Here is a 23,255-nt window from a genome sequence, read left to right on the forward strand (position 1 = left end):
AATAAAACAAAAGTTCATTTATAAAATAAAGTTAATGAAATAGGAGGATTTTTTATGCGCGGTGGCGGAAATATGCAACAAATGATGAAACAAATGCAGAAAATGCAAAAGAAAATGGGAGAAGAACAAGAAAAATTAAAAGATGAAAAAGTTCAAGGGACTGCTGGTGGCGGTATGGTCACTGTAACAGTTTCTGGTCATAAAGAAATCTTAGATGTAGAGATCAAAGAAGAAGCGGTTGATCCTGACGACATCGAAATGCTACAAGATCTAGTTATTGCTGCTACAAACGAAGCATTAAACAAAGCAGACGAATTAACACAAGAACGTTTAGGTAAACACACTCAAGGCTTAAACATCCCTGGAATGTGATCCAATGCATTATCCAGAACCAATATCCAAACTGATTGACAGTTTCATGAAATTGCCAGGCATTGGGCCAAAGACAGCTCAACGTCTGGCGTTTCATGTATTAGATATGAAAGAAGACGATGTTGTACAATTTGCCAAAGCCTTAGTGGATGTAAAAAGAGAACTTACCTATTGTAGTGAATGTGGTCATATTACAGAACAAGACCCATGTTACATTTGCCAAGATAAAGGAAGAGATCGTTCAGTCATCTGTGTAGTCGAGGATGATAAAGATGTCATTGCTATGGAAAAAATGAAAGAATATAAAGGACTATATCACGTGTTACATGGCTCAATCTCTCCAATGGATGGTATTGGCCCTGAAGATATTAACATTCCATCGCTCGTAAATCGTTTGAAAGATGAAGAAGTTAAAGAACTTATCCTCGCAATGAATCCAAACTTAGAAGGTGAGTCTACTGCGATGTATATATCTAGGTTAGTGAAACCAATAGGTATAACTGTGACGCGATTAGCGCAAGGATTATCAGTCGGCGGAGATTTAGAATATGCAGATGAAGTCACTTTATCTAAAGCAATTATGGGTAGAACAGAAATGTAATTAACAAGGTATATTAAGAGAATATCTACAATTTGAGCTACTTTTAAGACAGTAGCTCAATTTTTTTGAAAAAATTTAAGAAAATGTAAAAAATATTAATGTTTCGTTTCTGGAGTTATATTGAGGGTTTGTTTAATGAAATTGGGTGTTTTTGACACTTAAAACGAACTATTTTTAAAGGGAACTTTTTATAGTTTGTGTATTGAGAATTCACAGCAAAACCATTGTTAAAAAAGTGTAATTTTTAGTGTTGTTAAAGGTTTGATAAGCGTGTATAGTATTTACTTGTCGGACGAAACAAACGACACAAACAACAAAGATTACTTGAAACATTAAAATAATTAATTTTAAAAAGTTCTTGACTTCGAAAGTCAAAACGTGTAGAATTAATTATTGTGATTGAAACAAATGAACATTGAAAACTGAATGACAATATGTCAACGTTAATTCCGAAAAACAACAATTTATTGTTGATTTAACAAGTGTTGAAGAAACACATTTAGTATTATGAGCTAATCAAACATCATAAATTTTTATGGAGAGTTTGATCCTGGCTCAGGATGAACGCTGGCGGCGTGCCTAATACATGCAAGTCGAGCGAACAGATAAGGAGCTTGCTCCTTTGACGTTAGCGGCGGACGGGTGAGTATCACGTGGGTAACCTACCCATAAGACTGGAATAACTCCGGGAAACCGGGGCTAATGCCGGATAATATTTAGAACCGCATGGTTCTAAAGTGAAAGATGGCCTTGCTATCACTTATGGATGGACCCGCGCCGTATTAGCTAGTTGGTAAGGTAACGGCTTACCAAGGCAACGATACGTAGCCGACCTGAGAGGGTGATCGGCCACACTGGAACTGAGACACGGTCCAGACTCCTACGGGAGGCAGCAGTAGGGAATCTTCCGCAATGGGCGAAAGCCTGACGGAGCAACGCCGCGTGAGTGATGAAGGTCTTCGGATCGTAAAGCTCTGTTATTAGGGAAGAACAAATGCGTAAGTAACTGTGCGCGTCTTGACGGTACCTAATCAGAAAGCCACGGCTAACTACGTGCCAGCAGCCGCGGTAATACGTAGGTGGCAAGCGTTATCCGGAATTATTGGGCGTAAAGCGCGCGTAGGCGGTTTTTTAAGTCTGATGTGAAAGCCCACGGCTCAACCGTGGATGGTCATTGGAAACTGGAAAACTTGAGTGCAGAAGAGGAAAGTGGAATTCCATGTGTAGCGGTGAAATGCGCAGAGATATGGAGGAACACCAGTGGCGAAGGCGACTTTCTGGTCTGCAACTGACGCTGATGTGCGAAAGCGTGGGGATCAAACAGGATTAGATACCCTGGTAGTCCACGCTGTAAACGATGAGTGCTAAGTGTTAGGGGGTTTCCGCCCCTTAGTGCTGCAGCTAACGCATTAAGCACTCCGCCTGGGGAGTACGACCGCAAGGTTGAAACTCAAAGGAATTGACGGGGACCCGCACAAGCGGTGGAGCATGTGGTTTAATTCGAAGCAACGCGAAGAACCTTACCAAATCTTGACATCCTTTGATCGCTCTAGAGATAGAGTTTTCCCCTTCGGGGGACAAAGTGACAGGTGGTGCATGGTTGTCGTCAGCTCGTGTCGTGAGATGTTGGGTTAAGTCCCGCAACGAGCGCAACCCTTAAGCTTAGTTGCCATCATTAAGTTGGGCACTCTAGGCTGACTGCCGGTGACAAACCGGAGGAAGGTGGGGATGACGTCAAATCATCATGCCCCTTATGATTTGGGCTACACACGTGCTACAATGGACAATACAAAGGGCAGCTAAACCGCGAGGTCAAGCAAATCCCATAAAGTTGTTCTCAGTTCGGATTGTAGTCTGCAACTCGACTACATGAAGCTGGAATCGCTAGTAATCGTAGATCAGCATGCTACGGTGAATACGTTCCCGGGTCTTGTACACACCGCCCGTCACACCACGAGAGTTTGTAACACCCGAAGCCGGTGGAGTAACCTTTGGAGCTAGCCGTCGAAGGTGGGACAAATGATTGGGGTGAAGTCGTAACAAGGTAGCCGTATCGGAAGGTGCGGCTGGATCACCTCCTTTCTAAGGATATATTCGGAACATCTTCTACGAAGATGATAACGGAATAACATTGACATATTGTATTCAGTTTTGAATGCTCATCAGAGTATTCAACAAATGATTGTACATTGAAAACTAGATAAATAAGTAAAATAATGATTTTACCAAGCAAAACCGAGTGAATAGCGTGTATACGCTTGAATTCAAAAATAATCGCTAGTGTTCGAAAGAACACTCACAGATTAATAACGTTTGCTTTTTAGTCTTTTGACTAAAAACATAGATTAAGTTATTAAGGGCGCACGGTGAATGCCTTGGCACTAGAAGCCGATGAAGGACGTTACTAACGACGATATGCTTTGGGGAGCTGTAAGTAAGCTGTGATCCAGAGGTTTCCGAATGGGGAAACCCAACACGAGTTATGTCGTGTTATCGATATGTGAATACATAGCATATCCGAAGGTAGACGCGGAGAACTGAAACATCTTAGTACCCGCAGGAAGAGAAAGAAAAATCGATTCCCTGAGTAGCGGCGAGCGAAACGGGAAGAGCCCAAACCAATGAGCTTGCTTATTGGGGTTGTAGGACACTCTCTACGGAGTTAGAAAAGAATAGATTAGACGAAGTAACTGGAAAGTTACATCAGAGAAGGTAATAATCCTGTAGTCGAAAATCTGTTCACTCTTGAGTGGATCCTGAGTACGACGGAGCACGTGTAATTCCGTCGGAATCTGGGAGGACCATCTCCTAAGGCTAAATACTCTCTAGTGACCGATAGTGAACCAGTACCGTGAGGGAAAGGTGAAAAGTACCCCGGAAGGGGAGTGAAATAGAACTTGAAACCGTGTGCTTACAAGTAGTCAGAGCCCGTTAATGGGTGATGGCGTGCCTTTTGTAGAATGAACCGGCGAGTTACGATCTGATGCAAGGTTAAGTAGCAAATGTGGAGCCGTAGCGAAAGCGAGTCTGAATAGGGCGTTGAGTATTTGGTCGTAGACCCGAAACCAGGTGATCTACCCATGACCAGGCTGAAGTTCAGGTAACACTGAATGGAGGGCCGAACCGACTTACGTTGAAAAGTGAGCGGATGAGTTGTGGGTAGCGGAGAAATTCCAATCGAACCTGGAGATAGCTGGTTCTCTCCGAAATAGCTTTAGGGCTAGCCTCAAGTGATGATTATTGGAGGTAGAGCACTGTTTGGACGAGGGGCCCTTCTCGGGTTACCGAATTCAGACAAACTCCGAATGCCAATCAATTTAACTTGGGAGTCAGAACGCGAGTGATAAGATCCGTGTTCGAAAGGGAAACAGCCCAGACCACCAGCTAAGGTCCCAAAATATATGTTAAGTGGAAAAGGATGTGGCGTTGCCCAGACAACTAGGATGTTGGCTTAGAAGCAGCCATCATTTAAAGAGTGCGTAATAGCTCACTAGTCGAGTGACACTGCGCCGAAAATGTACCGGGGCTAAACATATTACCGAAGCTGTGGATTGTCCGTAGGACAATGGTAGGAGAGCGTTCTAAGGGCGTTGAAGCATGATCGCAAGGACATGTGGAGCGCTTAGAAGTGAGAATGCCGGTGTGAGTAGCGAAAGACGGGTGAGAATCCCGTCCACCGATTGACTAAGGTTTCCAGAGGAAGGCTCGTCCGCTCTGGGTTAGTCGGGTCCTAAGCTGAGGCCGACAGGCGTAGGCGATGGATAACAGGTTGATATTCCTGTACCACCATGATTCGTTTTAAGCGATGGGAGGACGCAGTAGGATAGGCGAAGCGTGCTGTTGGAGTGCACGTCCAAACAATAAGACTGAGTGTTAGGCAAATCCGAAACTCATAAGGTCAAGTTGTGATGGGGAGAGGAAATTGTTTCCTCGAGTCGCTGATTTCACACTGCCAAGAAAAGTCTCTAGCTAGAATACTGGTGCCCGTACCGCAAACCGACACAGGTAGTCAAGATGAGAATTCTAAGGTGAGCGAGCGAACTCTCGTTAAGGAACTCGGCAAAATGACCCCGTAACTTCGGGAGAAGGGGTGCTCTTTAGGGTGCAAGCCCAGGAGAGCCGCAGTGAATAGGCCCAAGCGACTGTTTATCAAAAACACAGGTCTCTGCTAAACCGTAAGGTGATGTATAGGGGCTGACGCCTGCCCGGTGCTGGAAGGTTAAGAGGAGTGGTTAGCTTCTGCGAAGCCACGAATCGAAGCCCCAGTAAACGGCGGCCGTAACTATAACGGTCCTAAGGTAGCGAAATTCCTTGTCGGGTAAGTTCCGACCCGCACGAAAGGCGTAACGATTTGGGCACTGTCTCAACGAGAGACTCGGTGAAATCATAGTACCTGTGAAGATGCAGGTTACCCGCGACAGGACGGAAAGACCCCGTGGAGCTTTACTGTAGTCTGATATTGAAATTCGGCACAGCTTGTACAGGATAGGTAGGAGCCTTAGAAACGTGAGCGCTAGCTTACGTGGAGGCGTTGGTGGGATACTACCCTTGCTGTGTTGGATTTCTAACCCGCACCATTAATCATGGTGGGAGACAGTGTCAGATGGGCAGTTTGACTGGGGCGGTCGCCTCCTAAAGAGTAACGGAGGCGCTCAAAGGTTTCCTCAGAATGGTTGGAAATCATTCATAGAGTGTAAAGGCATAAGGAAGCTTGACTGCGAGACCTACAAGTCGAGCAGGGTCGAAAGACGGACTTAGTGATCCGGTGGTTCCCCATGGAAGGGCCATCGCTCAACGGATAAAAGCTACCCCGGGGATAACAGGCTTATCTCCCCCAAGAGTTCACATCGACGGGGAGGTTTGGCACCTCGATGTCGGCTCATCGCATCCTGGGGCTGTAGTCGGTCCCAAGGGTTGGGCTGTTCGCCCATTAAAGCGGTACGCGAGCTGGGTTCAGAACGTCGTGAGACAGTTCGGTCCCTATCCGTCGTGGGCGTAGGAAATTTGAGAGGAGCTGTCCTTAGTACGAGAGGACCGGGATGGACATACCTCTGGTGTACCAGTTGTCGTGCCAACGGCATCGCTGGGTAGCTATGTATGGACGGGATAAGTGCTGAAAGCATCTAAGCATGAAGCCCCCCTCAAGATGAGATTTCCCAACTTCGGTTATAAGATCCCTCAAAGATGATGAGGTTAATAGGTTCGAGGTGGAAGCATAGCGATACGTGGAGCTGACGAATACTAATCGATCGAAGACTTAATCAATTTTTAAACGTTTTGTTTGGTTTCATTCATTTTACTTATTATCTAGTTTTGAATGTATAATTTCATACATTGCATTGTCTGGTGACAATGGCAAGGAGGTCACACCTGTTCCCATGCCGAACACAGAAGTTAAGCTCCTTAGCGCCGATGGTAGTCGGACTTACGTTCCGCAAGAGTAGGACGTTGCCAGGCAATAACCCAAAGAGACCGAAAGGTCTCTTTTTTTATATGAAAAAAGGCGCTAATCAGTGCCGCAGGCACAAAAGGAGCTTAATTTCTAAGCTTGCATTGTCCCTGATTTAAAAGCGTTTGAAGCTGACGAATTGAGTGAAAGACGCAAAGAGCTTACAAGAGGTAAGCGAATAAGGAAAGAACAAAAATGAGGAAAGATGCGAGCGCTTGCCTTCGTAATCAGGAAGGTTCTCCTTAGCGTCGATGGTAGCCGACTTACGTTCCGCAAGAGTAGGACGTTGCCAGGCAATAACTCAAGAGACCGAAAGGTCTCTTTTTTATTTGCACAAAAAATTTCAGTACCGAAGGAACAAAATAATATAACTCCTATAATGTCACTGTTTTAACAAGGAAAATTCCATGTATGTTAAAATGAAACACATTACAACTACATTTACGTTAATTTTATAAAAAGAAGTGGAGAATGATGATGGGATTACCATTAGTAAATCAATTAAAAGCGCTACATCATACAAAACCAATCTCACTACATGTGCCAGGACATAAAAATATGACAATCGGTAATTTAAATCAGTTGGATTTCACAATGGATATGACTGAAATTACTGGGTTAGATGATTTGCATCATCCGGAAGATGTGTTGCTAGAAAGTATGGAAACGATTCATAAACACCCGAACTATGATGCATTTTATTTAGTGAATGGCACGACTTCGGGTATTTTATCAGTGATTCAAAGTTATAAAGATGAAACCGGACGTTATGGCGTCGTACGCAATGCGCATAAATCTGTGTTTCATGCAGTGGATTTAACACAACAACCATGCCACCTGTTTGAAATGACTATGAGTAATGAAACGAAACAATATATTGGACCCCGACTTGAAACGTTACATCATCAACTCAATGAAACGAAGTTAGCTATATTAACATATCCAAATTATTACGGCGAGTGCGTTAATATTGCTAATGCAGTTCAAACATTGCATGCACATGATGTACCCGTTTTAGTAGATGAGGCACATGGCGCTCATTTCGATTTAGAAGGTTTTCCACATTCAGCCATGCAGGCAGGAGCTGATTATGTGGTACAGTCCTATCATAAAACTTTACCTGCTTTGACGATGGGGTCAGTTATTTTTATACATAAAGAGGCGCCAGTGAGAGAACGTGTCATTAAATATTTATCGTATTTCCAAACATCGAGTCCTTCATATCTCGTTATGAGTAGTTTAGAATTAGCGCATCAATTTTATAATAATTATAAGAGTGCTGAATTTTTTAATAAAAGGCAACAACTCATTAATGCATTATCGTCTAAGCAATTCAAGGTTGTTGAAGTGGATGACCCATTAAAATTAATTATTCAATGCGATGGGTATCAAGGGTTTGAGTTACAGGAACAATTTGAATCATTACAAATTTATACTGAGCTAGCAGACGAATATCAAGTGTTATTCGTTTTGCCACTGTGGCATGATAACGATAATTATCCATTTGAGTTATTATTAGAGCGAATTAAACAATTAAAAATTCAAGAAAGGGCACCATTAGATGAACAAAGAATCATCTACAATACGGAAAGCAGCAAGTATTACCCGGGTGATATTAATGATGTGAAAGAAATTGATATAGATCAAGCTGAGAATGAAATATTAGCTACGCATATCGTACCTTATCCACCTGGAATCCCTTTAATGTTTAAGGGTGAAAAAATCTCTAATTCTATGGTAAAATTGTTGCACAATTGGCATAATCAGAACTTAAAAATAGAAGGATTATATGGCCATAAAATAAAAATTAAGGATGACTCTAAATGACTGCATTTATTACGTTTGAAGGTCCAGAAGGTTCAGGAAAAACGACAGTGTTAAGACAAATTGCTGAAAAATTAGAAGCTACCTATGAAATTGTAACAACAAGAGAACCTGGTGGTGTCGTGACGGGTGAAAAGATTCGTGAAATTTTGTTGGAGGGCGACGAAATGGACGAACGTACAGAAGCTTTGTTATTTGCAGGCTCAAGACGTGAACATCTCGTCAGCAAAGTCATTCCAGCGTTAAATGATGGGAAAGTTGTACTCTGTGATCGTTATATTGATAGTTCATTAGCTTATCAAGGTTATGCAAGGGGTATAGGTTTAGAAGAAGTGAAAGCCGTCAATGAATTTGCGATAAATGGATTGTATCCAAATATCACTGTTTACCTTGATATCAGTGCAGAGGTTGGACGCCAACGTATATTGAAAAATCAACGTAATCAAAATCGATTAGATCAAGAAGACATTCAATTCCATGAAAAAGTTGTTGAAGGTTATAAAAAAATTATTCATAATGAACCTGAACGCTTTATCATTATAAATGCGGATAGATCTATCGAAGAAGTGGTAGAAGATACATATCATAAATTAAAAAAGTACTTAGATGAATTATGATATAATTATTATTAAGAGGTGTTAATTATGAAAATGATAATTGCAATTGTCCAAGATCAGGACAGCCAAGAACTTTCAGATAAATTAGTGAAAAATAATTTCAGAGCCACTAAGTTAGCAACAACGGGTGGATTTTTAAGAGCTGGGAACACAACTTTCTTATCAGGTGTTGAAGATGATCGAGTAGATGAAATGTTGAAAGTCATTGATGATACATGTGGAAATAGAGAACAACTTGTTTCGCCTATAACACCTATGGGCGGCAGCGCAGATTCTTATATACCTTATCCTGTTGAAGTAGAAGTTGGAGGGGCAACGGTATTCGTAATGCCAGTTGAAGCTTTCCATCAATTTTAATTTTAGTCATGGTTGCTATATATAGTGAACTCCAAAGTATATTTTTCGGATTGGGATGTAAATGTTCTTTTTAAAATATATACTGGAGTGTACTATGTAGAAGCAACCTTTTTATATAAAGGAGTAACTTAATGAGGGATGAACTAGAAAGTCTGACAAATGCTTATCGATCTGATAAATTGTCTCATGCTTATTTATTTGAAGGAGACGACGGTCAAACGATGCAACAAGTCGCGATGAACTTTGCGAAACTCATTTTATGTGATCAAGATGCACAATGTCAGTTAAAAGTGGATACATTAAATCATCCGGACTTTAGATATGTAGCGACAGAAGAGACGACAATCAAAAAAGACCAAGTTGAACAACTCGTGCATCATATGAATCAACTTCCCATTGAAGGTCAATATAAAGTTTATATTATCGAATCTTTTGAGAAGTTAACGATACAAGGGGAAAACAGTATATTAAAGTTTTTAGAAGAACCACCTGAAAACACAATCGCGATTTTATTATCTACGAAACCGGAACAAATCTTAAATACGATACATTCGAGATGTCAGCATGTTTATTTTAAACCGAAAGATAAATCATATTTCATAGAACGTTTAGAAGAACATGATATGTCGAAACCTGTGGCCGAATTTTTAAGTACATATACAACACAAATTGAAACAGCACAAGCCTTGAATGAAGAGGCTGATATCACTGCATTGCGAAAGGTCACTTTAAAATGGTGCCATTTATTGTTGACGAATAGGTCTATGGCGCTAATTACAATTGTAGAATTGTTGAAGCAAGCGAAAAATAGACGTCTGCAATTATTAACATTAGCAGCTGTGAATGGTTTCTTTGAAGATGTGTTACATGCTAAGGTAGGCATGACAGAAGATTTATTATATCAAGAATTAAGTCAAGATATTGTTTCATATAAGGATAAGTTAACTTACAATCAAATTGTAGCTTTATTTGACCAGATTACTGAAGCGCATAAAAAGCTAAGTCAAAATGTTAATCCAACACTTGTGTTTGAACAAATTGTAATAAAAGGGGTGAGTTAAAATGCAAAATGTTGTTGGTATTACCTTTCCAAAAACGGGAAAAATGGAATATTATTCACCTACAGGCTTTGATTTGACTAAAGGTACATGGGTTGTCGTCGAATCGAAACGAGGATTAGAAATGGGCCGTGTAAAATACGAACCTTTAAATGTAGCAGATGAAGATGTCACATTACCGTTGAAAGAAATCGTCAGAAAGGCGACAGAAGAAGATCAACATCAACATGAACAGAATGATCAAGACGCTGAGGACGCTTTGAAATTATGTAAACAAACAGTTAAAGCGCAAGGACTAGATATGCGCCTTGTGAATTGTGAGTATACATTAGATAAATCCAAAGTGATTTTTAACTTTACCTCAGACGATCGTGTTGATTTCCGTAAACTTGTTAAAACTTTAGCTCAAAAGTTAAAAACACGTATAGAATTAAGGCAAATTGGCGTTCGAGATGAAGCGAAATTATTAGGTGGCATCGGTCCTTGTGGTCGTTCATTATGTTGTTCAACTTTCTTGGGTGATTTTGAACCAGTGTCTATCAAAATGGCTAAGGACCAAAACCTATCACTGAATCCTACGAAAATCTCAGGTGCATGTGGTCGTTTAATGTGTTGTTTAAAATATGAAAATGACTATTATGAAGAAGCACGTGCACAATTACCTGATGTAGGAGAGGTAGTTGCAACCCCAGAAGGAAACGGTAAAGTCATCGGACTCAATATATTAGACATTTCCATGCAAATTAAAGTGGATGGATTTGAACAACCATTCGAATATAAAATGGAAGAATTAGAGACATTAAATTAGGAGGCCATGACGAGATTGAATCGAAGTGAAATATTTGAAAAGCTTGCGAGACTTGAAGAGAATATGAGTCAACTTAATAATGATTTATCAGAATTAAAGCATCTCACAGTTCAAATGGTCGAAGAAAACGTCGCCTTGCAAGTGGAAAATGAAAATTTAAAAACATTAATCGATAAAGAAGAAAAGCCTAAAAAAGTTGAAAATAATACTAAAACACAACGTAAAAAACCACTTCGAAGCAAAGAAAACTTAGCGATGCTATATAAAGAAGGATTTCATATTTGTAATGGTGAATTATTCGGTAAACATAGAAAAGGCGATGATTGTTTATTCTGCTTAGAAGTATTAAGTGAATAGCAAGCACTGCACAAAGAAATGATAGTTAAAGTGAAAGGATGAGAAGAAGCGATAGGCTTAAAGGTGAAGTATCGCCAATATCTCATCCTTTTTTGGGGGTTAAAAATGAAATGTTGCATGAAGGTGAAAGGTTAGATTATTTAATTAAAGAAAACTTACGAATTGTACAAAATGATGACGTGTTTTCATTTTCAACAGATGCGTTGTTATTAGCACATTTCACACACGTTAGAAAACAGGATAAAATACTAGATTTATGTTCAGGGAACGGTGTCATTCCATTATTATTGTCTGATAAAGGACAAAATAAAATTGTTGGTGTTGAAATTCAACCACCTCTCGTTGATATGGCTAAGCGGTCTATTACATACAATCAATTATCGACACAGATTGAGATGCTTCAACTCGATTTAAAAGAAGCACATAAACATTTCAACCCGTCAGAATTTAGCTTGGTGACTTGTAATCCACCGTACTTTAAAGTGAACCAACAGCACCAACATCAGAAACATGCACATAAAATTGCGCGTCATGAAATAGCATGTACTTTAGAAGATTGTTGTTTTGCAGCGAGACATTTACTTAAACAAGGTGGTCGTTTAGTCATGGTGCATCGTGCGGAACGTCTGATGGATGTCTTATCGAGCATGAGGTATTATCAAATCGAACCGAAAAAATTGTACTTTATATATAGTAAACATAATAGAGCAGCACAAACCATTGTAGTTGAAGGTCGAAAAGGTGGTAGCCAAGGTTTAGAAATACAACCTCCATTTTATATTTATAACGAAGATGGCGCGTATTCAAAAGAAATGAGTGAAATTTATTATGGATGAACATTATATCTATATCGTTAGATGTAACGATAATAGTTTGTATACTGGGTATGCTAAAGATGTGTCACAACGTATAATGAAACATAACGAGGGCAAAGGGGCCAAATATACAAAAACAAGACGCCCGGTAGAGTTAGTTTATCAGGAAATGTATGGTACAAAATCTGAAGCACTCAAACGTGAAATTGAAATTAAAAGATATTCACGTAAAGAAAAATTAAAACTTATAAGTGAGGGATAACGATGGCAACATTGTATTTAGTTGGTACACCTATCGGTAATTTAGCTGACATAACTTATAGAGCTGTCGATACTTTGAAGACGGTTGATTATATCGCCTGTGAAGACACGAGAGTCACAAAAAAACTTTGCGCTCATTACGATATCGATACACCGTTAAAGTCGTATCATGAACACAATAAAGAGAATCAAACCGAATATTTAATCGACCTGTTACAATCTTCAAATGATGTTGCACTCGTGTCCGATGCCGGATTGCCGTTAATCAGTGATCCAGGATACGAACTCGTCGTCGCTGCTCGTGCGCATGACATTAGAGTTGAGACAGTGCCAGGTCCAAATGCGGGGTTAACTGCTTTAATGGCGAGTGGTCTAACTTCATTTGTATATACATTTATAGGGTTTCTGCCACGAAAAGAAAAACAAAAACTAGAAGTTCTTGAACAACGCATGTATCAAGATAGTACAATTATTATTTATGAATCACCCTTCCGTGTAAAAGATACATTAAAAGCGATTCAAAAAGTTGATGCAACAAGAAAAATTGCCATTGGGCGAGAATTAACTAAAAAGTTTGAACAAATAGAAACTGGCCCGATCCGCGATATACTTTCGTTATTAGATGATGGTACTATTCCAACTAAAGGCGAGTTCGTTATATTAATTAATGGTGCTATTGCAGAAGCAGATACGAGCTGGTTTGAAGATATGACTATACAACAACATGTAAATTATTTTATTGAACAAGACATGAAACCGAAAGCAGCCATTAAACAAGTTGCGGAACAACGACAAATGAAAACAAGTGAAGTTTATGATATATACCATGAAGTAAAATAAAAAAATCATAAGAATGATGAAAAATAAGAGTGAGTAGCCCATAATAAGGTTGATTTATGGTAATGTAAAAAAGATGGAAATTATAAGTTGAACACTTATAAATATTAAATTAGAAACGGATCCAGGTCACTACATAATGATATGTGTAAGTGTAAAATGCCTGATTGCTCAGTTTCGTTGAAAATAAAAATAAAGTTAGATAAATTTAAAGTATAAGATTTTAGGAGGAACGTTGATGGCGAAAGAAACATTTTATATCACTACACCAATTTATTACCCAAGTGGTAACTTGCATATAGGTCATGCATACACAACTACTGCTGGTGATGTAATTGCACGTTACAAAAGAATGCAAGGCTATGATGTCCGCTATTTAACAGGTACGGATGAACACGGACAAAAAATTCAAGAAAAAGCGATTAAAAACGGTAAATCAGAAATAGAATATTTAGATGAAATGATTGCAGGCATTAAACAGTTATGGGAAAAGCTTGAAATCTCACATGATGATTTTATTCGTACAACAGAATCACGTCATAAAGAGGTTGTACAACAAATATTTGAACGTCTACTTGCGCAAGGAGATATCTACCTAGGTGAATATGAAGGTTGGTATTCAGTACCTGATGAGACGTATTACACAGAAACACAACTCGTTGATCCAGAATATGAAAATGGTGAAATCGTTGGAGGTAAAAGTCCTGACTCAGGTCATGAAGTAGAATTAGTTAAAGAAGAAAGTTACTTCTTTAATCTGTCTAAATATACAGATCGTTTATTAGAGTTCTACGATGAACATCCAGATTTCATTCAACCGCCATCTCGTAAAAATGAAATGATTAATAACTTCATTAAACCAGGTTTAGAAGACTTAGCAGTATCACGTACTTCATTCAACTGGGGTATTCACGTTAAGTCTAATCCTAAACATGTCGTTTATGTTTGGATTGATGCTTTAGTAAACTACATTTCATCACTAGGTTATTTATCTGATGACGACCAACTATTCAAGAAATATTGGCCAGCGGACATGCATATTATGGCGAAAGAAATTGTGCGTTTCCATTCTATAATTTGGCCGATCTTATTAATGGCTTTAGACTTACCATTACCTAAAAAGGTCTTCGCCCATGGTTGGATTTTAATGAAAGATGGTAAGATGAGTAAATCTAAAGGAAACGTGGTGGATCCAAACGTTTTAATCGACCGTTATGGTTTAGATGCTACACGTTACTACTTAATGAGAGAGTTACCATTCGGTTCTGATGGCGTATTTACACCAGAAGGATTCGTTGAGCGTACAAACTATGATTTAGCGAACGATTTAGGTAACCTAGTTAACCGTACAATTTCAATGATTAATAAATACTTCGATGGTGAATTACCTGCATATCAAGGACCGAAGCATGAATTAGATGAAGATATGGAACAATTAGCATTAGATACGGCTAAAACATTCCATGAAAACATGGAAGAATTACAATTCTCAGTCGCTTTATCTACAGTTTGGAAATTAATTAGTCGTACAAATAAATATATTGATGAAACGACACCTTGGGTATTAGCTAAAGATGAAAGTCAGAAAGAAATGCTCGGTAATGTGATGGCACACTTAGTTGAAAATATAAGATTTGCAGCTGTGTTATTACAACCGTTCTTAACTCACGCACCTAAGCAAATCTTTGAACAATTGAATATTAATTCACCTAAATTATATGAACTTAGCAGTTTAGAACAATATGGTGCATTAACAGAGCCGATTACGGTAATTAGCAAACCACAACCAATTTTCCCAAGATTGGATACTGAAGCGGAAGTTGCATATATTAAAGAATCTATGCAACCGCCTAAATCTGAAGAGTCAACTGAACAACAAGAAGAAGTTCCTAGCAAAGACCAAATTGACTTTAAAGATTTTGAAAAAGTAGAAATTAAAGCGGCAACAATCACAGATGCTGAGAAAGTGAAGAAATCGGATAAATTATTAAAAATCCAAGTTGACTTAGACAGTGAACAACGTCAAATCATTTCAGGTATTGCGAAATTCTATCAACCAGAAGATATTATCGGGAAAAAGGTAGCAGTTGTCACAAATCTTAAACCAGCTAAATTGATGGGTCGTCTTTCAGAAGGTATGATTTTATCAGCTGAAAAAGACGGTGTACTCACGTTAGTAAGCTTACCAAATGCGATTCCGAACGGCGCAGTGATTAAGTAATAATAGCTAAAGGAGCGATAATATATGCTAATCGATACACATGTTCATTTAAACGCAGATCAATATGATGAAGATTTAGAGGAAGTTATTGAACGTGCAAGAGACAATGGTGTAGACCGTATGTTTGTGGTTGGTTTTGATACACCGACAGTTGAACGTACAATGGAACTCATCGATCAATATGAATTTATCTATGGTATTATCGGATGGCATCCGGTAGATGCGATTGATTGTACCGAAGAACGTCTAGAATGGATCGAAAAATTGGCGCAACATCCTAAGATTATCGGTATCGGAGAAACAGGTTTGGATTATCACTGGGATAAATCACCGAAAGATGTTCAACAGGACGTATTTAGAAAGCAAATCGCTTTAGCTAAACGTGTGAATTTACCGATTATTATTCATAACAGAGAGGCAACACAAGATTGCGTAGATATTTTAAAAGAAGAACATGCTGAAGAAATTAGCGGAATTATGCATAGCTTTAGTGCTTCACCTGAAATTGCAGATGAAGTGATTAATAAGTTAAACTTCTACATCTCTTTAGGCGGTCCAGTAACTTTCAAAAATGCTAAGCAACCGAAAGAAGTAGCACAACACGTGCCAATGGACCGTTTACTTGTAGAAACGGATGCACCATTTCTATCACCTCATCCTTATAGAGGAAAACGTAATGAACCTGAACGTGTTACACTCGTTGCAGAAAAAATAGCGGAATTACGAGAAATGGATTATGCAGAAGTTTGTCGCCAAACAACTGAAAATGCAGAACGCTTATTCAAATTATAAATTTGCATAAAATAGGATGTCGGTCTTATTATGGTTAGATAACTTTTAGTGTATACTATGTAATAACCATATTAGCTACCGACATCTTTTTCTATGTCGTTTTAAATAAAGATTTTATTAGCGAAAGATATACATAAATTAATGTGACGAAAGGTGAACCTATTTATACATGAAAATTAACGAATTTATTGTAGTGGAAGGACGAGACGATACGCAACGTGTTAAAAGAGCTGTCGAATGTGATACGATTGAAACAAATGGAAGTGCAATAAATCAAGAAACGTTACAAGTGATTGAAAACGGCTATGAAACACGAGGAATCATCGTCTTAACTGACCCAGATTTCCCGGGTGATAAGATTAGAAATACAATCCAAAAGCACATTCCAGGCGTGAAACATGCCTATTTAGATCGAGAAAAGGCAAAAAATAAACGTGGTAAAATCGGTGTAGAACATGCACGTTTAGAAGACATTAGAGAGGCATTAATAAATGTCAGTACACCATTTGAAGAAGGGCATGAATCTATTAGCAAAGACGTGCTAATTGATTTAGGTTTAATCATAGGAAAAGATGCACGCAGAAAAAGAGAAATCTTAGGACGGAAATTACATATTGGACATTCAAACGGTAAACAATTGATAAATAAATTAAATGCTTTTGGCTATACAGAAGCGGATGTCAGAGCAGCGTTAAGTGATAATAAAGGGAGTGACGAATAATGGTCAATGGTGATATTGCTACACCTACACGTACAAAAGCACTATTACAAAAACACGGTTTTAACTTTAAAAAGAGTTTAGGTCAAAACTTTTTAGTAGATGTAAATATAATAAATAAGATAATTGATGCTAGTGATATCGATGAAACTACAGGTATTATTGAAGTAGGTCCAGGCATGGGTTCACTGACGCAACAGATGGCGAAAAAGGCTAAAAAAGTCATTGCCTTCGAAATAGATCAACGTTTAATACCGGTATTAGGCGACACATTATCAGAATTTAATAATGTTACGGTAATCAATGAAGATATATTAAAGGCTGATATTGCACATCATGTGACTGAAAATCTTAGTGATTGCGATAAGATTATGGTTGTAGCAAATTTGCCATACTATATCACAACACCTATTTTATTAAATTTAATGCAACAGCCCCTCCCTATTGATGGTTATGTTGTAATGATGCAAAAAGAAGTCGGCGAAAGACTCAACGCACAAGTTGGAACAAAGGCATATGGTTCACTTTCTATTGTGGCTCAATACTATACTGATACGAGTAAAGTATTAAATGTGCCAAAGTCTGTATTTCTCCCACCACCTAATGTGGACTCTATTGTCGTTAAATTAATGGAAAGAGAGCAACCACAAGTTGAAGTTGATGATGAGAAGGCCTTTTTCAAAATGACGAAAGCAGCATTTAGTCAACGTAGAAAAACGATAAGTAACAATTATCAAAGTTTATTTATGGATGGAAAAGCTAAAAAAGATATTATTAAAAACTGGTTAGATACAAGTGGCATCGATCCAAGACGACGCGGAGAAACGCTTTCAATACAAGAATTTGCACATCTTTATAATGAATTGAAAAAATTCCCAGAATTGGAACTTTAAATCATTGACAACAGCGCTACACCTTGCTAAAATTGAAATTTTATTTGACAAAATCGCTCAATTTGTGTTATTATACAATTTGTAGCGAGGTGGAGCAATATGCCAAAATCAATTGGGGACATCAAAAATAGTCTTGATTGTCAATTAGGAAACCGTATTGTACTGAAAGCGAATGGTGGACGTAAGAAAACAATCGAACGTACTGGAGTGTTAAGAGAAACATATCCTTCTGTTTTCATTGTTGAACTAGATCAGGAAAAGTATAACTTCGAACGCGTATCTTATACATATACTGATGTATTAACTGAGAACGTACAAGTCTCATTCGAAGAAGATAAACACCAAGAGGTCATTGCACAGTAAACTTATATAAGAAAGATGCTTGATTATAAGCAGACTCTTATCAATACTCAAGTTATATTTTATCGATAAATTTAAAGTATCATTCATTTTACTTTAATTGCCCTTCATAAAGGTTCTTCTAATAGAATTTTGTGAAGGGCTATTTTTATGTTTATTTATAGTCTTTATCACATTTTTTTAACCAATAAAATTACAATATTAACCAGATAACGTATGCGGGAATTTAAAGGAATATGTCCAGGTGCTATAATTTTATTAAACTCAATGAATATTATAAAATAATGAAATGAGTATGACATTTTCTAGGATAACAATCAGTCTTTAATCACTAAAGAATATAAATATTGTACTTTTTCATAGCGAAACATAAGTTAACTATATGTTAAAATCTTTGTATTACCATATCGAAACGGAAAGAGGGTGGCGAAATGATCTATGAAACTGCACCAGCGAAAATAAATCTTACATTAGACGCACTCTTTAAACGAGATGATGGTTTTCATGAAGTTGAAATGATTATGACAACAATCGACTTAAATGATCGTCTGACACTTGAACAACGACGAGATGATAAGATTGTTGTAGAAGTAGAACAAAATTACGTACCCTCGAATAGCGATAACTTAGCATACAAAGCTGCACAGTTGATGAAAGAACACTATCAGTTAAAGCAAGGCGTTACAATTTCGATTGATAAGAATATTCCTGTATCAGCAGGTCTTGCAGGTGGTTCAACAGATGCTGCGGCGACGATGAGAGGTATGAATCGACTATTTAAGTTGAATAGACCACTCGAAGAATTATGTGAATTAGGTTTGACAATAGGTACAGATATCCCGTTTTGTATATTAGGAAAAACGGCGCTATGTGGTGGAAAAGGTGAAAAAATTGAATTTCTCAACAAACCACCGAGTGCTTGGGTCGTAGTAGCGAAACCTGATATCGGGATTTCTTCCCCTGACATTTTTAAAAAGTTAGATTTGTCTGTCTCACATAATGTGTATACAAATAAATGTAAATCAGCTATAGAAGCAGGAGATTATGAATTGTTATGCGAAAGTCTTTCAAATCGATTAGAACCCATTTCAAGTAAAGTGTGCCCTGAAATTTTAAAAATCAAAAGTAATATGTTAGAAAATGGTGCTGACGGCGCAGTGATGAGTGGAAGTGGACCAACTGTTTATGGACTCACACAAAAAGAACGACAAGCAAAACACGTTTATAATGCAGTTAACGGCTGTTGTAAAGAAGTATATATCGTAAGATTACTAGGATAGGAGAAGGGAAGGATAAGATGCGTTATAAAAGAAGTGAACGAATTGTTTTCATGACACAGCATTTAATGAATAATCCGAATAAATTGATACCACTTACATTCTTTGTGCAAAAGTTTAAACAAGCGAAATCGTCCATAAGTGAGGATGTACAAATAATTAAGACTACATTCCAGAAAGAACAACTCGGTACAGTGATAACGACTGCCGGCGCAAGTGGTGGTGTCACTTACAAACCGCAAATGAGTAAAGCTGAAGCCAGTGAAGTAATTGACGATATTATTGAACATCTGCAAGAGAGAGATCGTTTACTTCCTGGTGGCTATTTGTTTTTATCAGATATAATGGGAAATCCAACGCTATTGAACCGTGTCGGTAAGTTGATTGCTACTTTATATATGGATGAAGAGTTAGACGCAATTGTAACCATTGCGACGAAAGGGATTTCTTTAGCAAACGCAGTAGCGAATGTATTGAACTTACCTGTTGTAGTAATTCGTAAAGATAATAAAGTTACTGAAGGTTCAACAGTTTCCATCAATTATGTCTCTGGTTCTTCCCGTAAAATTGAGACAATGGTACTTTCAAAACGTACGTTACCTGAACACTCTAATGTGCTTGTAGTCGACGATTTCATGCGTGCGGGAGGCTCAATCAACGGTGTGATGAATTTAATGAATGAGTTTAAAGCGCAGGTAAAAGGGGTATCTGTATTAGTAGAATCAAAAGAAGTAAAGCAAAGATTAATTGAAGATTATACTTCCTTAGTTAGATTATCTGATGTAGATGAATACAATCAGGAATTTAAAGTGGAAAAAGGCAACAGTTTAACTAAATTTTCATAAAAGGAGCGATACGACAGCATGAACGTTATAAATACAACAAAGGCGCCTGAAGCATTAGGGCCTTATTCACATGCAACTGAAGTTAATGGTCTAGTATTTACATCAGGACAAATTCCATTAAATACAGATGGTGAGATTGTCAGTGATGATGTAAGAGAACAGACTAAACAAGTGCTTGAAAATTTAAAAGTTGTACTTGATGAAGCTGGTGCAGATTTAAATTCAGTTGTTAAATCAACGATTTTCATAAATGATATGAATGAATTTAAAGATATCAATGAAGTTTATGGTGAATATTTCACTGACAATCAACCAGCGAGAAGTTGCGTTGAGGTCGCTAGATTACCTAAAGATGTTAAGGTGAAGATAGAACTCATAGCACAAGTCAAGTAAGGATTTATAATTTTTAATAAACTTGTTAAGCTTCTAACAAAGAGATAGATACTAGGGGGGCTCACTACATGAAAGTGACAGATGTAAGACTTAGAAAAATACAAACAGATGGCAGAATGAAAGCTCTTGTGTCAATAACTTTAGACGAATCATTCGTTGTACATGATTTACGCGTGATTGAAGGCAACACAGGTTTATTTGTGGCTATGCCAAGTAAACGCACACCAGATGGTGAATTCCGCGATATCGCACATCCAATCAACTCAGAAATGAGACAAGAAATTCAAGATGCAGTCATGAAAGTTTATGACGAAACGGATGAAGTGAGTCCAGATAAAAACGCGCAATCATCTGAAGAATCAGAAACAACTGAACAAGATTCAGAAGAAGAAGCTTAATTAATAGTTAAAATAAAATACTGTGTGTAAACACAACTGATATATATTTGGGAGAGGGACAGAAATCGAATTTTCTAATAGAGATTTCGTAGTCCCACCCTGGCGAGGATGACTAGGATTGAAAAAAGCTTGTTCTAAGCGCATTTTCAATTCAGACATCTACTGCCAAATTGATAACGAGTCTGAGACACCTATTTTTGTCTCAGACTCTTTTTTACGGTTTAATAGAGTATGCAAGAAATTATAAAATAGCAATTCATTATTCTAGTAAAACATTGTAATAATTGAAATGTTTAATTTTTTGTAAAGGTGACAATTTGAATGATTTACAAAATTTACATTAAGACAAAGTTACGCTATATAGATTTAATTTTTAAAATATGAGTATTACTAATGGCTAAAATACAACATTTTATCTAGATTACTTCTATTGTTACCTAATAAATATTTTTGAATGAATGATGACAATTCTGTGATTTTGAAATTAAATAAATCATAACAATATGTTTACATTAATTAATAATAAGCCTTTCAGCCTTGAAAGTGGCAGTTGCGTTAAATTATAATAATATAGAAGTGTATATTTTAATGGAGGGTTAGCATACATGCAAAGACATGCAATAGTACTCGCAGCGGGTAAGGGTACGCGTATGAAATCAAAGAAATACAAAGTACTACATGAAGTTGCAGGTAAGTCCATGATTGAACACGTGGTTAAAAGCGTAAGTGAATCAGGTGTTGGACAACTTGTAACAATCGTTGGGCATGGCGCAGAAAGTGTCAAAGAAACTTTAGGAGACATGTCACTTTATAGCTTTCAAGAACAACAACTAGGTACAGCGCATGCTGTTAATATGGCAAGCGAACATTTAGAGGATCAACAAGGGACGACATTAGTGGTTTGTGGTGATACGCCGCTTATTACGCCAGAAACGTTGAAATCATTAGTTGATCACCATGAAGAGAAAGAAGCACAAGCAACAGTACTTTCTGCTACTGCTCCAGATCCAAAGGGTTACGGACGCATCGTGCGTGATGCGAATGATCGATTAGTAAAAATAGTAGAACAGAAAGATGCTACTGTAGAAGAACAACAAATTAGTGAAATAAGCTCAGGTATTTTTGCATTTGATAACCAAGTATTATTTGAAAAACTTCAACATGTGAGCAACGATAATGCGCAAAATGAGTACTATTTACCAGAAGTGCTATCATTAATTTTAGAGGAACAGGGAATTGTAGAAATACACCATACAAATGATTTTGAAGAAATTATGGGTGTAAATGACCGTGTAATGCTAAGTGAAGCAGCACGCGTGTTTAGACAGAGAATCAATGAATCACATATGAGAAATGGTGTTACAATCGTTGATCCTGCATCGACTTACATCGATGTTGACGTTACGATAGGTGAAGATACAACGATAGAACCAGGTGTGAAACTTGCAGGTGACACACAAATTGGTAGTGAAGTCGAAGTTGGTCAATATACAGAAATTACGAATAGTCGCATTGGCAATAATGTCATTATTAAACAATCTATGATTAATGAAGCAGTTGTTGATGATGATGTGAAGATTGGACCATTTGCTCAATTACGCCCAGGTGCGAACTTAGGACATAAAGTTAAAGTTGGTAACTTTGTAGAAATTAAAAAATCAGAAATTAAAGCAGGTGCTAAGGTTCCTCATTTAAGTTATATCGGCGATGCTGAAATTGGCGAGCGAACAAACATCGGCTGTGGTTCAATAACAGTAAACTATGATGGTAAGAACAAATTCAAGACTGTAATCGGTAGTGACTCATTTATAGGTTGTAATTCAAACCTTGTTGCCCCTGTAAATTTAGGCGATGGATCATTTACAGCTGCAGGATCAACCATCACCGATGACGTACCACACAATAGCTTTGCAATCGCACGTAATAGACAGACGACGAAAAAAGGATATTTTGATAAATAGCTTGTAAATATTAATAGAATGAATTGAATGAATTAATTGGA

21 protein-coding genes and 3 rRNA genes are annotated in these 23,255 nt (G+C 37.8%); all 24 read left to right on the forward strand.

Annotation, left to right across the window (positions count from 1 at the left end; translation table 11 throughout):
• The first annotated feature begins 54 nt into the window (after positions 1 to 54).
• The 24 genes from QQM35_RS03885 to glmU all read left to right on the forward strand — a co-directional run bounded on the left by QQM35_RS03885 (position 55) and on the right by glmU (position 23,214).
• The gene (locus tag QQM35_RS03885) at positions 55 to 372 is read left to right on the forward strand and encodes a YbaB/EbfC family nucleoid-associated protein (RefSeq protein ID WP_251521128.1); all 318 of its coding nucleotides are present in this window, start codon (positions 55 to 57) and stop codon (positions 370 to 372) included.
• Positions 373 to 376: 4 nt separating this feature from the next.
• Positions 377 to 973 carry a recombination mediator RecR gene (recR, locus tag QQM35_RS03890; protein WP_251521125.1) on the forward strand — a complete coding sequence of 199 codons (597 nt, stop codon included), beginning with the start codon at positions 377 to 379 and terminating at the stop codon, positions 971 to 973.
• A gap of 532 nt (positions 974 to 1,505) precedes the next feature.
• Positions 1,506 to 3,055, forward strand: a 16S ribosomal RNA gene (locus tag QQM35_RS03895).
• A 261-nt stretch (positions 3,056 to 3,316) separates the two neighbouring features.
• Positions 3,317 to 6,238: ribosomal RNA gene (locus tag QQM35_RS03900) — 23S ribosomal RNA — on the forward strand.
• Positions 6,239 to 6,315: 77 nt separating this feature from the next.
• Positions 6,316 to 6,430, forward strand: a 5S ribosomal RNA gene (gene rrf, locus QQM35_RS03905).
• The 16S, 23S and 5S rRNA genes sit together here, the layout of an rRNA operon.
• Before the next feature lie 469 nt (positions 6,431 to 6,899).
• Entirely contained in the window at positions 6,900 to 8,249 is a 1,350-nt protein-coding gene (locus QQM35_RS03910; RefSeq protein ID WP_342610515.1) for a lysine decarboxylase, read from the forward strand.
• The gene (gene tmk / locus QQM35_RS03915) at positions 8,246 to 8,863 is read left to right on the forward strand and encodes a dTMP kinase (RefSeq protein WP_251943486.1); all 618 of its coding nucleotides are present in this window, start codon (positions 8,246 to 8,248) and stop codon (positions 8,861 to 8,863) included. Before QQM35_RS03910 ends, tmk begins: the two co-directional genes overlap by 4 nt.
• Before the next feature lie 27 nt (positions 8,864 to 8,890).
• Complete coding sequence (locus tag QQM35_RS03920; protein ID WP_251521111.1) at positions 8,891 to 9,220, forward strand: cyclic-di-AMP receptor; 330 nt, start codon at positions 8,891 to 8,893, stop codon at positions 9,218 to 9,220.
• 131 nt (positions 9,221 to 9,351) lie between these two features.
• Positions 9,352 to 10,281: a DNA polymerase III subunit delta' gene (locus QQM35_RS03925; protein ID WP_251943485.1), complete on the forward strand. Its 930-nt coding sequence runs from the start codon at positions 9,352 to 9,354 to the stop codon at positions 10,279 to 10,281.
• 1 nt (position 10,282) lies between these two features.
• Complete coding sequence (locus tag QQM35_RS03930; protein ID WP_251521105.1) at positions 10,283 to 11,086, forward strand: PSP1 domain-containing protein; 804 nt, start codon at positions 10,283 to 10,285, stop codon at positions 11,084 to 11,086.
• 15 nt (positions 11,087 to 11,101) lie between these two features.
• Positions 11,102 to 11,443, forward strand: coding sequence for a DNA replication initiation control protein YabA (gene yabA / locus QQM35_RS03935; protein ID WP_251521102.1), 342 nt, complete (start codon positions 11,102 to 11,104; stop codon positions 11,441 to 11,443).
• Between the two features lie 110 nt (positions 11,444 to 11,553).
• Positions 11,554 to 12,279, forward strand: a complete 726-nt coding sequence (locus QQM35_RS03940; RefSeq protein WP_251521099.1) for a tRNA1(Val) (adenine(37)-N6)-methyltransferase — start codon at positions 11,554 to 11,556, stop codon at positions 12,277 to 12,279.
• Positions 12,272 to 12,520, forward strand: coding sequence for a GIY-YIG nuclease family protein (locus tag QQM35_RS03945; protein ID WP_251521097.1), 249 nt, complete (start codon positions 12,272 to 12,274; stop codon positions 12,518 to 12,520). The genes QQM35_RS03940 and QQM35_RS03945 overlap by 8 nt, the downstream gene beginning before the upstream one ends.
• A gap of 2 nt (positions 12,521 to 12,522) precedes the next feature.
• Positions 12,523 to 13,359 (forward strand): 16S rRNA (cytidine(1402)-2'-O)-methyltransferase, encoded by an 837-nt coding sequence (gene rsmI, locus QQM35_RS03950; RefSeq protein WP_251521094.1) that lies wholly within the window; start codon positions 12,523 to 12,525, stop codon positions 13,357 to 13,359.
• A gap of 235 nt (positions 13,360 to 13,594) precedes the next feature.
• Positions 13,595 to 15,577 (forward strand): methionine--tRNA ligase, encoded by a 1,983-nt coding sequence (gene metG, locus QQM35_RS03955; RefSeq protein WP_251943480.1) that lies wholly within the window; start codon positions 13,595 to 13,597, stop codon positions 15,575 to 15,577.
• Between the two features lie 24 nt (positions 15,578 to 15,601).
• Positions 15,602 to 16,369, forward strand: coding sequence for a TatD family hydrolase (locus QQM35_RS03960; RefSeq protein ID WP_251521087.1), 768 nt, complete (start codon positions 15,602 to 15,604; stop codon positions 16,367 to 16,369).
• A gap of 169 nt (positions 16,370 to 16,538) precedes the next feature.
• Positions 16,539 to 17,090, forward strand: a complete 552-nt coding sequence (rnmV, locus tag QQM35_RS03965; protein ID WP_251521084.1) for a ribonuclease M5 — start codon at positions 16,539 to 16,541, stop codon at positions 17,088 to 17,090.
• A complete protein-coding gene (gene rsmA, locus QQM35_RS03970) occupies positions 17,087 to 17,980 on the forward strand; it encodes a 16S rRNA (adenine(1518)-N(6)/adenine(1519)-N(6))-dimethyltransferase RsmA (protein WP_251521117.1) in 894 nt (297 codons plus the stop codon). The genes rnmV and rsmA overlap by 4 nt, the downstream gene beginning before the upstream one ends.
• A 99-nt stretch (positions 17,981 to 18,079) precedes the next feature.
• Complete coding sequence (gene veg / locus QQM35_RS03975; protein ID WP_251521082.1) at positions 18,080 to 18,343, forward strand: biofilm formation stimulator Veg; 264 nt, start codon at positions 18,080 to 18,082, stop codon at positions 18,341 to 18,343.
• 428 nt (positions 18,344 to 18,771) lie between these two features.
• Positions 18,772 to 19,620: a 4-(cytidine 5'-diphospho)-2-C-methyl-D-erythritol kinase gene (ispE, locus tag QQM35_RS03980; protein WP_251521079.1), complete on the forward strand. Its 849-nt coding sequence runs from the start codon at positions 18,772 to 18,774 to the stop codon at positions 19,618 to 19,620.
• A gap of 17 nt (positions 19,621 to 19,637) precedes the next feature.
• Positions 19,638 to 20,462 carry a pur operon repressor gene (gene purR / locus QQM35_RS03985; protein ID WP_251521076.1) on the forward strand — a complete coding sequence of 275 codons (825 nt, stop codon included), beginning with the start codon at positions 19,638 to 19,640 and terminating at the stop codon, positions 20,460 to 20,462.
• A gap of 18 nt (positions 20,463 to 20,480) precedes the next feature.
• Positions 20,481 to 20,855: a RidA family protein gene (locus QQM35_RS03990; protein WP_251521073.1), complete on the forward strand. Its 375-nt coding sequence runs from the start codon at positions 20,481 to 20,483 to the stop codon at positions 20,853 to 20,855.
• A 68-nt stretch (positions 20,856 to 20,923) separates the two neighbouring features.
• A complete protein-coding gene (spoVG, locus tag QQM35_RS03995; protein ID WP_342610516.1) occupies positions 20,924 to 21,253 on the forward strand; it encodes a septation regulator SpoVG in 330 nt (109 codons plus the stop codon).
• Between the two features lie 605 nt (positions 21,254 to 21,858).
• The gene (gene glmU, locus QQM35_RS04000; RefSeq protein ID WP_251943476.1) at positions 21,859 to 23,214 is read left to right on the forward strand and encodes a bifunctional UDP-N-acetylglucosamine diphosphorylase/glucosamine-1-phosphate N-acetyltransferase GlmU; all 1,356 of its coding nucleotides are present in this window, start codon (positions 21,859 to 21,861) and stop codon (positions 23,212 to 23,214) included.
• Positions 23,215 to 23,255 lie beyond the last annotated feature (41 nt).

The organism is Staphylococcus hsinchuensis (genome assembly GCF_038789205.1).
GTDB lineage: Bacteria > Bacillota > Bacilli > Staphylococcales > Staphylococcaceae > Staphylococcus > Staphylococcus hsinchuensis.

Excerpts from the sequence above, each read along its gene's own strand:
- QQM35_RS03885 (WP_251521128.1), top strand. The coding sequence starts at position 55 with ATGCGCGGTGGCGGAAATATGCAACAAATGATGAAACAAATGCAGAAA.
- rsmI (WP_251521094.1), top strand. The coding sequence starts at position 12,523 with ATGGCAACATTGTATTTAGTTGGTACACCTATCGGTAATTTAGCTGAC.
- ispE (WP_251521079.1), top strand. The coding sequence starts at position 18,772 with ATGATCTATGAAACTGCACCAGCGAAAATAAATCTTACATTAGACGCA.
- spoVG (WP_342610516.1), top strand. The coding sequence starts at position 20,924 with ATGAAAGTGACAGATGTAAGACTTAGAAAAATACAAACAGATGGCAGA.
- rnmV (WP_251521084.1), top strand. The coding sequence starts at position 16,539 with ATGAAAATTAACGAATTTATTGTAGTGGAAGGACGAGACGATACGCAA.
- QQM35_RS03960 (WP_251521087.1), top strand. The coding sequence starts at position 15,602 with ATGCTAATCGATACACATGTTCATTTAAACGCAGATCAATATGATGAA.
- metG (WP_251943480.1), top strand. The coding sequence starts at position 13,595 with ATGGCGAAAGAAACATTTTATATCACTACACCAATTTATTACCCAAGT.
- QQM35_RS03925 (WP_251943485.1), top strand. The coding sequence starts at position 9,352 with ATGAGGGATGAACTAGAAAGTCTGACAAATGCTTATCGATCTGATAAA.
- tmk (WP_251943486.1), top strand. The coding sequence starts at position 8,246 with ATGACTGCATTTATTACGTTTGAAGGTCCAGAAGGTTCAGGAAAAACG.
- QQM35_RS03910 (WP_342610515.1), top strand. The coding sequence starts at position 6,900 with ATGGGATTACCATTAGTAAATCAATTAAAAGCGCTACATCATACAAAA.
- glmU (WP_251943476.1), top strand. The coding sequence starts at position 21,859 with ATGCAAAGACATGCAATAGTACTCGCAGCGGGTAAGGGTACGCGTATG.
- QQM35_RS03990 (WP_251521073.1), top strand. The coding sequence starts at position 20,481 with ATGAACGTTATAAATACAACAAAGGCGCCTGAAGCATTAGGGCCTTAT.
- QQM35_RS03945 (WP_251521097.1), top strand. The coding sequence starts at position 12,272 with ATGGATGAACATTATATCTATATCGTTAGATGTAACGATAATAGTTTG.
- veg (WP_251521082.1), top strand. The coding sequence starts at position 18,080 with ATGCCAAAATCAATTGGGGACATCAAAAATAGTCTTGATTGTCAATTA.
- QQM35_RS03920 (WP_251521111.1), top strand. The coding sequence starts at position 8,891 with ATGAAAATGATAATTGCAATTGTCCAAGATCAGGACAGCCAAGAACTT.
- recR (WP_251521125.1), top strand. The coding sequence starts at position 377 with ATGCATTATCCAGAACCAATATCCAAACTGATTGACAGTTTCATGAAA.
- purR (WP_251521076.1), top strand. The coding sequence starts at position 19,638 with ATGCGTTATAAAAGAAGTGAACGAATTGTTTTCATGACACAGCATTTA.
- QQM35_RS03940 (WP_251521099.1), top strand. The coding sequence starts at position 11,554 with ATGTTGCATGAAGGTGAAAGGTTAGATTATTTAATTAAAGAAAACTTA.
- QQM35_RS03930 (WP_251521105.1), top strand. The coding sequence starts at position 10,283 with ATGCAAAATGTTGTTGGTATTACCTTTCCAAAAACGGGAAAAATGGAA.